The sequence below is a fragment of the Aeromicrobium sp. genome, assembly GCF_014378035.1.
In the GTDB taxonomy this organism is placed as follows: Bacteria; Actinomycetota; Actinomycetes; order Propionibacteriales; family Nocardioidaceae; genus Aeromicrobium.
Window position 1 is genome coordinate 1 of record NZ_JACMOM010000027.1, and the last position, 8,878, is coordinate 8,878.

Consider the following 8,878-nt stretch of genomic DNA (forward strand, 5'->3'; position numbering starts at 1 on the left):
ACTGCGCCGGCAAGACTCAGCGACGGCCCGCCGCACCGAGCAAAGCCGGCCGCCTGGTCGCTCCGAGCTGTTCGGCTTCGCCAGCGGGCGGGCGGCTGAAGCAGCCTCGGCACGTGCTTGCACCGGGGCGGGTGCGATCACCTGCGGGGTCCGCGTCGGCGGGGTCGTCACGGGGGCTTCTGGTCGGCGGCCACCCAACCGGGAACGGCACCCCCCGGTGGTGCAGAAGACCACCTAGCGCGCGATTCTGGCGCTGCTTGTGCGCGCCCAGCGAACTCTTGCGGGCAAGATCCGCGTGAGTGAGCAGACCGAGGTCGTCCGGACATGTACCGGTGACAGTGCAGTTCATTCGAAGGAGGCCCACTTCAGTGACAGCGGTTCGATCACGGGGGTGTCCGGTGGCACGACGTCAGCAGCAGGCGGACCGGGCGAGCGTTCTGGCGCCCGATCTCCCAAGGCAAGTGCACCGAAGACGCCACACTCGAGATCGGCGTGTCCGTGGCCGTCGGGTCGCGTTGGTTTCGACACGCTGGCGGCATGCCGCCCCTGAGCCTGTCCGAGCCGACCGGCCGCTACCTGTCGTTTGAGGAACACGAAGAACTGGGCCTGCTCAAGGCCCGGGGCCGGGGTGTTCGCGAGATCGCCCGTGAGCTCCACCGCGACCCGGGAACGATCTCGCGCAAAACTCAGACGCAATTTCGCGGCCCGAGGCGGCAAACCCGAGCACCGGGCGACGGTCGCGCAAGGGGAAGCACAGACCGCGGCCAGGCGTCCCAAGCCGGCGAAGCTCCTCACCAACCTGGGCTTGAAGGAATACGTGCAGGTGCGGCTGAGCGGACAACTGCAGCACCCAGACTGGCCGGTCGTCGCGGGCCCGCCGACGACCTGGAAGGGCTTGAACAAGCCGCACCGCGCGGACCGACGCTGGGCCACGGCGTGGAGCCCGGAGCAGATCTCCCATCGCCTGCTCGTCGACTTCCCCCACCATGAGGACAGGCGCATCAGTCACGAGGCGATCTACCAAGCGCTCTACATCGAGGGACGCGGCGCGCTCAAGCGCGAGCTGGTGGCCTGCCTGCGCACGGGACGCGCGTTGCGCAAGCCCCGGGAGCGGTTGCGCAACAGGCCGACCGGACACGTCACCGCGGACGTCGTCCTGAGCGAGCGACCTGCCGAAGTCGAGGACCGGGCGGTCCCCGGCCACTGGGAGGGTGACCTCATCATCGGGCTGAGCCGGTCTGCGATCGGCACCGTCGTGGAGCGCACCAGTCGTTACACCTTGCTCGTGCACCTGCCCCGCATGCAGGGCTACGACATCGTCCCTCCCATCAAGAACGGACCGGCCCTGGGCGGCTACGGTGCCATCGCGATGAAAGACGCTCTCCAAGCCACGATGACCACCATGCCGGCGCTGCTGCTCCGCTCGCTTACCTGGGACCGCGGCAAGGAACTCTCCGCCCACGCCCAGTTCAAAATCGACACCCCGATCGCGGTCTACGTCGCCGACCCGCAATCGCCGTGGCGGCGCGGCACGAACGAGAATACGAACGGGCTGCTGCGGCAGTACTTCCCCAAGGGCACCGACCTGTCCCGCTGGAGCCAGGACCTCCTCGTCGTCCAGAACGCCATCAACAGCAGACCCCGCAAAGTCCTTGGGTGGAAGACCCCCGCCGGGATCCTCGACGAGCAACTACGGTCGCTCCACCAAGCAAGTGTTGCAACGACCGGTTGAACCCAAGCAATACACGTCCGTGCGGTTCACCGAAACCTCTGCCCTGCAGTGCCTCTCGGCCTCCATCGGGTCGGTCGGGGACGCGTACGACAACGCCGCCGCGAAGACCGTGTTCGGGCTGTTCAAGAACGAGGCCGCTGCGACCGGCTCGCCGTTCCGGACCGGCCCGCTCCGGCAGCTCGCCGGCGTAGAAGCCCTGACCATGAACTACGTCCATTGGTACAACAACGACCGGCTCCACAGCGAGCTCGACTACCTCAGTCCCGAGGAGTACGAGCAGACCTTCTACGCTCTCCCAACCTGCTCACCGACCAGTGACGCCGCGAACAAGAAGACGGCACGAGAACCGGGACGGTTCATGGACGATGCGCCGCGCCCTCTTGCGCGAGGTGATCGTCGACTGCTTCGGCGATGTCGCCGAGAGCGTCGAGCTGTGCGGGGGTGAGGATGTCGGCGAAGCAGTGGCGGACCGCTTGGAGGTGCAGCGGTGCGGCAGCCTCGATAGCAGCGAGCCCGTCGTCGGTGAGGACGACATCGAATCCCCGGCCGTCACCGTCGCACGGAGCGCGACCGACAGTCCCGCGCTGCTCCATGCGGGCGATCTGGTGTGACAGACGGCTGCGTTCCCAGTCGAGCGCACGAGACAGATCCCGCGAGCGGATGCGACGGCCGGGCGCCTCGGAGACCGCGACGAGGATCAGGTACTCGGCCTCGGTGAGTCCGCATTCGCGAGCGAGCTGACGGGCGAGGTGCCCGATGAGTTCGGTGCGCATCCGGTGGAAGCCGCGCCAAGCACGGTCCTCGCGTTCGTCCAGCCATCGTGGCTCCATGACGCCAGCATAGATGGTTGTTGACATGTCACGACCGTCCGTCTACTTTCATTGACATGACAACATTCGCACAGGGCGTGTCGGTCCTCCACCGACTCGATCAGTTCCAGCCGCCCGCGCTCGGCGGCGTGATGCAGGCCAACAAGCCAGTCGTCGGCGGCCGCACCTCGACCGGCGAACTCTCGGCTGGGCTCTTCTACTGGTCCCACAGTCGGTTCGTCGGCGACTTCGAGTTCGGGCTCCATCGTCATGAGGGCTTCGAGATCGCCACCTTCATCCTCGAAGGAGAGAACTCGCACTACGACACCGCGACTCGCAAGTGGGCGACGCTGCACGCCGGTGACGTGCAGATCATCCGGTCGGGCTCGGGGATCTCACACAACGAACGGGTGGCGAAGGGGTCGCGGGCGTTCCAGATCTGGTTCGACCCCGACTACCACGCTGCGCTGGCCCTGGAACCCTCCTACACCGACTACCCGGCAGCCCGCTTCACCTCGCGCACCGTCGCCGGGGCCACCGTCACCGATCTGATCAGCGGCGACGGCCCGGTCGAGGCTCACACCGAAGGACTCGTCGTGCGCCGCATCGCCATTGACGCCGGCGCGAGTGCCCGTGTCGACGTCGGAGCCGACCGTTTCACCCTCGGCTACGTGATCAACGGTGCGGCCACCGTCAATGACTCCATGGTGGGTGCGGACGACGCGTTCACCCTCAACGGCAATACCACCTTGGAGATCAACGCAGCTGGGGCCACTGACGTCTTTGTCGTCTCCGTCCCCAACCACCCGTCCTACCAGCCCGTCCGTCAGCGCTGACCCGACCCACCCACCCACAAGGAGCACACCCATGACCATCGCCACACAGCCGACCGAACTCATCGCCGGCACCTGGACCATCGACCCTGCCCACAGCGAAGTCAGCTTCACCGTCCGGCACCTCGGCCTGTCGAAGGTTCGAGGCCGGTTCAACACCTTTTCCGGCGCCGTGACCATCGGTGCTGATCGCCTCGCCAGCGCCGTGCACGCCGAGATCGACCTGTCCTCGATTGACACCAATAACCCCCAGCGCGACGGCCACCTGCGCAGCACGGACTTCTTCGACCTCGCCGCCCACCCGACGATGACGTTCGTGTCGACCGCGGTCACCGAGACGTCATTGCGCGGTGAGCTCACCATCAACGGCATCACCAAGCCCGTCCAGCTCGATCTCGAGTTCCACGGCGTCACCACCGACGGCTACGGCGTCACCCGCGCCGGGTTCAGCGCGACCGGCCAGATCCGCCGCAGCGACTACGGCATCAACTTCAACGCCCCCGTCGGCCTCGACGGGATGCTCATCAGCGACAAGGTCACCGTCGAGCTCGAGATCCAAGCCGTCCCCAGCAGCTGATCCCACCCAACCCCCAACACCCCCCCAATCCCCGGAGTACCACCATGACCGAACGAACCGGCCACCGCGCCTTCACCATCGACAACACCGCCCTCGTCCTCGTCGACCACCAAGTCGGCACCATCGGCTGGGCCGGCGAACTCCACCCCGACGAACGCGACCAGCTCAAGATGTGGACCCGCGTCATCACCCGCTTCGCCTCCTCGGCAGGCATCCCGATCGTGCTGACCAGCAGCCTCGAAACCGAAGCCCAAGGCCCGCTGCTGCCCGAGTTCGCCGACATCGTTCCCGACGCCTACGAGAAGCGCATCAAGCGCGTCGGCGTGATCGACGCCTGGGATGATCCCGCCCTCGTGGCCGCGGTGCGGGCCACTGGTCGCACCAATCTGCTGATGGGTGGTCTCACCACTGACGTATGCCTCGTCCCACCCGCCCTGTCAGCAACAGCCGAAGGCTTCACTGTCGTCGCGCTCATGGACATCTCCGCGGCATGCACGAAGATCGGCGCCCAGAACAGCCGCGACCTGCTCGCCGCAGCCGGCATCGAGATGATGACCGTCACCCCGATGATCACCGCCATGCTCGGCGACTACACCAACCCGGCATCGCAGGGGTTCTTCGAGGCCATGGGTATCGAAGCCGTGTACGCCGCGTTCGACCGCGGCAACCTCCGCTAACACCCACACAACGACCCAGTTCCCGCCCGGCTCGACGAGGACGACGCACACAGCAATCGTGGCCATCGTCGGGCCGGCGGACCTGTCGTCAGTGCTCGCACCCGCCGGCTCGTCGCGACCCGCGCCCCCACAAACACCAGGACTCACCCGTGACCATCGAACCGCTACGCCCGACGTGGCGAACCACCGCCACCAGCCGCGGGTTCGTCCTGCCGATCATCCAGGCAACGATCATCGCCACCTCGTTCGTCGCGCTGCTGCTCATCAGCACCCATTCCCCCCAGCCACGCGACCTCACGGTCGACCTGGTCAACGGCTCGACCACATCCGAACAGCAACAGGCACAGCTCGACACGACCGCTGACGGCTACATCTCGCTGCGCACATCAACGAACCTCGACGACAGTCTCCGACGGCTCCGCGTCAACGACACCTACGCCGTCGTCGACCTCACCGGCGACGCCCCCACCGTGCATCTCGCCGGCGCCAACGGACCGACCGTCAATAACACCATCGTCGGCCTCCTCGACACCGCCGGCGTCGGTGACGGCGACCAGCTCGCGACGGTCGACCACCTCTCCCTCGGCCCCGACGACGCCGCGGGCCTCCCGATCTTCTACCTCGTGTTCGGCGTCGTCCTTGCCAGCTACCTGTTCGCGATCGGATCGGTCAACACCGGCATCGGTCTCACTCTGACGTCGCACTGGGCGAGTGCCGCCGTCTTCGCCGTCATCGCCGCGAGCGTGACAACCATGATCGCCAGCGTCGGCACCGGCACCATCACCACCCGACACCTCCACGTCGCCCTCATCCTCGCCGCTGCGTCGTTCGCCACGTCCGCGGCGAGCGCCCTGTGCCTTCGCGTCTCGCGGGCGTGGGGCACGGTCATCGCGACCGTCGTGTTGATCACCCTGGGCAACGCCAGCGGGGGCCTGCTCCCCGGCGAGTTCCTTCCTGCATGGATCGCCCCGTTCCGCAGCCTGCTGCCCATGGGGATCGCGCTCACCGGCATCCGCGACGCCACCTACTTCGGCGGACACGACCTCGCCCGCGTGATCGCCTCGCTCACGATCTGGGCGATCGCATCCATCGCGCTCATGCGAGCGCTCGCAGCCCACCGCAACCAGACCACACCGACTCAGTCCGCCACCTGACCCGCCGAGGGGTTTCACCATGACCGAACACGACACCGACATCACCGCGCAACCCGACGGCCCCTACATCGTCCGTGACCTTCCACTCGTGCGCCGGCGCTCCGTGGTCACCGAACACGGCGAACCAATCACCACCGAGACCACCGCCCACCTCGACACCCGAGCGGTCTACGCGCTGTGCCGATGCGGCCAATCGGCCAACAAGCCCTTCTGCGACGGCGCCCATGCACGCGTCGGATTCGACGGCACCGAAACTGCGCCGACGACCAGCTACGACGAACGCGCCACCACCTATGAAGGCACCCGACTCGTCGTACGCGACGACCGCTCGATCTGCGTCCACGCCGGCTTCTGTGGCAACAGCGTCACCAGCGTCTGGAATGAGATGGACGGCTCCCGAACCGATGACAGCATCGTGCGCGCCCAGGTGATCAACATGGTCGAACGCTGCCCGTCCGGCGCCCTGACCTACCGGCTCGAAGCGGACGGTGACGACATCGAACCCGACCTGCGCCCCGCCGTCGTCGTCATCGCCGACGGACCGCTCCACGTCACCGGCCGCGTCACCATGCAGCGCGCCGACGGCACCATGCTCGAAACCCGCAACCGCGTGACCCTGTGCCGATGCGGTGCATCGAACAACAAACCGCTCTGCGACGGAACACACCGCGACATCGACTTCCGCGACGACGGCGCCACGGCCACCCCGTGATGCGAACCAATCGCCTCGAGGCGTTCTCCGACGGGGTGCTCGCGATCGCCATCACGATCATGGTCCTCGAACTCCGAACCCCCGAGGACCCAACCCTGCGAGCCCTCTGGGACGCCACCGGCATCCGCTTCCTCGCCTACGTCCTCAGCTTTGTGTTCATCGGGATCTACTGGAACAACCACCACCACCTGTTCCAGCTCGTCGACCGGGTCAGCGGGTCCGTGCTGTGGGCCAACCTCCATCTGCTGTTCTGGCTGTCGCTGCTCCCATTCACCACCAACTGGATGGCAGAGACCGAAATCGCCCGTGCACCGACCATCGTGTACGGCATCAACCTGCTCCTCGCCGGCTTCGCCTTCTGGACCCTTGAAATGACGATCGAACGCGGACCGACCGAAGGCACCCGCTATCGCGACGCAGTCGGAACCGGCAACAAGAGCCTGGTCTCGCTCGCTGGCTGCCTCCTGGGTGTCGGCGCAGCCACCATCGCACCTCTGCTTGCCATCGGCGTCTTCGCCGCCGTCACCCTCATCTGGCTCATCCCCGACCGTCGGATCGAGCGCTACCTCGCCGACCCGCACAACGCCCCGCCGCCAGACACTGGAGTTACCAAATGAGCATGTAGGACCAGCCCTATCGCACCGATACCTACATGTACGCCAGCGCACCTAACGACTACCTCACCGCGAACGCGCACCACCTGCCATTCGGCAACGTCTTGTGCCTCGGGGACATAGAAGGCCGCGACGGCGTCTGGCTCGCCGAACAAGGATGGCAGGTCACCGCCGTAGACATCTCTCCCGTCGGGCTCACCAAGGCACGCGACCTCGAGGTGCAGCGTGGTCTTCCGGCAGACAAGTTCGTGACGGTCGTCGCCGATCTTGCCGACTACGAACGACGGCTACGGCGTCACCCGCGCCGGGTTCAGCGCGACCGGCCAGATCCGCCGCAGCGGCTACGGCATCAACTTCGGGTCTTCCCAGAGTTTGGTTGACACCTGACCTGTGAGGTTCGTCCTCGCTGGAGGGATGCCGATCGTGGCCAAGCCCTATCCCAAGGAGTTCCGCGACGACGTCGTGGCAGTCGCCCGTACGGCCGACGCTCCGCTCAACCAGATCGCCAAGGACTTCGGGATCTGGCGAAGGCTGCCTGCACAACTGGCTCAAGGCCGCGGACGTCCAGGACGGCAAGCGCCCCGGCTTGACCGACGGCGATCGGGCTGAGCTACGTGAGGCGAACAAGCGGATCCGGCTGCTGGAGCAGGAGAACGAGGTTCTGCGGCGCGCTGCTGCCTACCTGTTGCAGGCGAACCTGCCGGGAAAATAGTCTTCCCTCTCGTCCGCGAACTGGCCGCGGCCAGCACCCCGATCAGGGTCGCGGTGGCGGTGGCGGTGGGGTGCTGGGCCGCTCGACCCAGGCGTACTACAAGTGGCTCAAGAGCCCCGTCAGTCAGCGGGACTGGGACGACGCGCACGGCATCGACAGGCTGCTGTCGATTCACGAGGACGACCCCACCCTGGGCTACCGGTTCCTGACCGATGAGCTCACCGACGTCGGGATCACCGCCTCGGAGAACCGCGTGTGGCGGCTGTGCCCGACGGCCGAGATCTTCGCCTCCCGACAGGCGAGGTCGGCGAGAGTCGTCCAGGATGACCCGTCGCGCCGACGGGTGGCGCGCAGGAGGAGGTCAGTCGTGCAGGTCACGGAGCAGCCGCAGGACGTCCGGCGGGTGGGATGAACGACCTCGAGATCGCCCGCGGCGCCGTCCTGCGTCCCCTGGAGGCCGTCGCCGCCGGCATGGGTCTTGGCGCGCACCTGCTGGAGGCATACGGCACCGGGGTCGCCAAGGTGGACCTGGCGGCCGTCGGGGAGCTCCAGGACCGGCCGCGAGCGAGGTACGTCGTCGTCACCGCCGTCACACCGACACCGCTGGGTGAGGGCAAGACCGTGACGACGGTCGGGCTGGGGCAGGCCTTCGGCCACCTCGGGAAGCGCTGCACCATCGCCCTGCGCCAGCCCTCGCTCGGCCCGGTCTTCGGCATCAAGGGCGGTGCGGCCGGCGGCGGCCTGAGCCAGGTGGTGCCGATGGAGCCGCTCAACCTGCACCTGACCGGCGACGCGCACGCGGTCACGGCAGCGCACAACCTGCTGTCGGCGATGCTCGACAACTCGCTGCACCACGGCAACCCGACCGGCCTGTCGCACCACGACATCACCTGGCGACGCGTGCTGGACGTCAACGACCGGGCGCTGCGGCAGATCGTCGTCGGGCTCGGCGGTCGCGCCGACGGTGTACCGCGGCAGACCGGGTTCGACATCACCGCCGCCAGCGAGGTGATGGCCGTGCTCGCGCTGACCACCTCCCTGGCCGACCTGCGGGTGCG

General features: G+C 67.3%; 11 protein-coding genes and 2 pseudogenes. 12 read left to right on the forward strand and 1 reads right to left on the reverse strand.

The features are described from left to right. The 3 genes and pseudogenes from H7290_RS01625 to H7290_RS01635 form a co-directional block, all read left to right on the forward strand. Positions 1 to 238 (forward strand): hypothetical protein (locus H7290_RS01625; RefSeq protein ID WP_290512272.1); only part of this gene is annotated, 238 nt, incomplete at its 5' end. 61 nt (positions 239 to 299) lie between these two features. Then, positions 300 to 1,732, forward strand: a pseudogene (locus H7290_RS01630) (IS30 family transposase). A gap of 19 nt (positions 1,733 to 1,751) precedes the next feature. Then, entirely contained in the window at positions 1,752 to 2,177 is a 426-nt protein-coding gene (locus H7290_RS01635) for an IS3 family transposase (protein ID WP_290512273.1), read from the forward strand. Here H7290_RS01635 and H7290_RS01640 read toward each other — a convergent pair. Then, positions 2,089 to 2,589 carry a MarR family transcriptional regulator gene (locus H7290_RS01640; protein WP_290512274.1) on the reverse strand — a complete coding sequence of 167 codons (501 nt, stop codon included), beginning with the start codon at positions 2,587 to 2,589 and terminating at the stop codon, positions 2,089 to 2,091. The genes H7290_RS01635 and H7290_RS01640 overlap by 89 nt on opposite strands. A 29-nt stretch (positions 2,590 to 2,618) precedes the next feature. Between H7290_RS01640 and H7290_RS01645 the strand changes: the two genes are divergently transcribed. The 9 genes and pseudogenes from H7290_RS01645 to H7290_RS01685 form a co-directional block, all read left to right on the forward strand. Next, complete coding sequence (locus H7290_RS01645; RefSeq protein WP_290512275.1) at positions 2,619 to 3,377, forward strand: pirin family protein; 759 nt, start codon at positions 2,619 to 2,621, stop codon at positions 3,375 to 3,377. A gap of 31 nt (positions 3,378 to 3,408) precedes the next feature. Continuing rightward, complete coding sequence (locus H7290_RS01650) at positions 3,409 to 3,951, forward strand: YceI family protein (RefSeq protein WP_290512276.1); 543 nt, start codon at positions 3,409 to 3,411, stop codon at positions 3,949 to 3,951. A gap of 44 nt (positions 3,952 to 3,995) precedes the next feature. Continuing rightward, complete coding sequence (locus H7290_RS01655) at positions 3,996 to 4,628, forward strand: isochorismatase family protein (protein WP_290512277.1); 633 nt, start codon at positions 3,996 to 3,998, stop codon at positions 4,626 to 4,628. 149 nt (positions 4,629 to 4,777) lie between these two features. Then, the gene (locus H7290_RS01660) at positions 4,778 to 5,782 is read left to right on the forward strand and encodes a hypothetical protein (RefSeq protein WP_290512278.1); all 1,005 of its coding nucleotides are present in this window, start codon (positions 4,778 to 4,780) and stop codon (positions 5,780 to 5,782) included. Positions 5,783 to 5,801: 19 nt separating this feature from the next. Then, positions 5,802 to 6,494: a CDGSH iron-sulfur domain-containing protein gene (locus H7290_RS01665; RefSeq protein ID WP_290512279.1), complete on the forward strand. Its 693-nt coding sequence runs from the start codon at positions 5,802 to 5,804 to the stop codon at positions 6,492 to 6,494. After that, positions 6,494 to 7,111 (forward strand): TMEM175 family protein, encoded by a 618-nt coding sequence (locus tag H7290_RS01670; protein ID WP_290512282.1) that lies wholly within the window; start codon positions 6,494 to 6,496, stop codon positions 7,109 to 7,111. The genes H7290_RS01665 and H7290_RS01670 overlap by 1 nt, the downstream gene beginning before the upstream one ends. A 35-nt stretch (positions 7,112 to 7,146) precedes the next feature. Further along, positions 7,147 to 7,488, forward strand: coding sequence for a hypothetical protein (locus tag H7290_RS01675; protein WP_290512280.1), 342 nt, complete (start codon positions 7,147 to 7,149; stop codon positions 7,486 to 7,488). A gap of 43 nt (positions 7,489 to 7,531) precedes the next feature. Beyond that, positions 7,532 to 8,088 (forward strand): annotated as a pseudogene (locus H7290_RS01680) (IS3 family transposase); the annotation flags it as partial. A 140-nt stretch (positions 8,089 to 8,228) separates the two neighbouring features. After that, positions 8,229 to 8,878: formate--tetrahydrofolate ligase (locus tag H7290_RS01685; protein ID WP_290512281.1), on the forward strand; the 650-nt coding region annotated here is incomplete at its 3' end.

Excerpts from the sequence above, each read along its gene's own strand:
- H7290_RS01655 (WP_290512277.1), top strand. The coding sequence starts at position 3,996 with ATGACCGAACGAACCGGCCACCGCGCCTTCACCATCGACAACACCGCC.
- H7290_RS01675 (WP_290512280.1), top strand. The coding sequence starts at position 7,147 with ATGTACGCCAGCGCACCTAACGACTACCTCACCGCGAACGCGCACCAC.
- H7290_RS01650 (WP_290512276.1), top strand. The coding sequence starts at position 3,409 with ATGACCATCGCCACACAGCCGACCGAACTCATCGCCGGCACCTGGACC.
- H7290_RS01665 (WP_290512279.1), top strand. The coding sequence starts at position 5,802 with ATGACCGAACACGACACCGACATCACCGCGCAACCCGACGGCCCCTAC.
- H7290_RS01670 (WP_290512282.1), top strand. The coding sequence starts at position 6,494 with ATGCGAACCAATCGCCTCGAGGCGTTCTCCGACGGGGTGCTCGCGATC.
- H7290_RS01645 (WP_290512275.1), top strand. The coding sequence starts at position 2,619 with ATGACAACATTCGCACAGGGCGTGTCGGTCCTCCACCGACTCGATCAG.
- H7290_RS01640 (WP_290512274.1), bottom strand. The coding sequence starts at position 2,589 with ATGTCAACAACCATCTATGCTGGCGTCATGGAGCCACGATGGCTGGAC.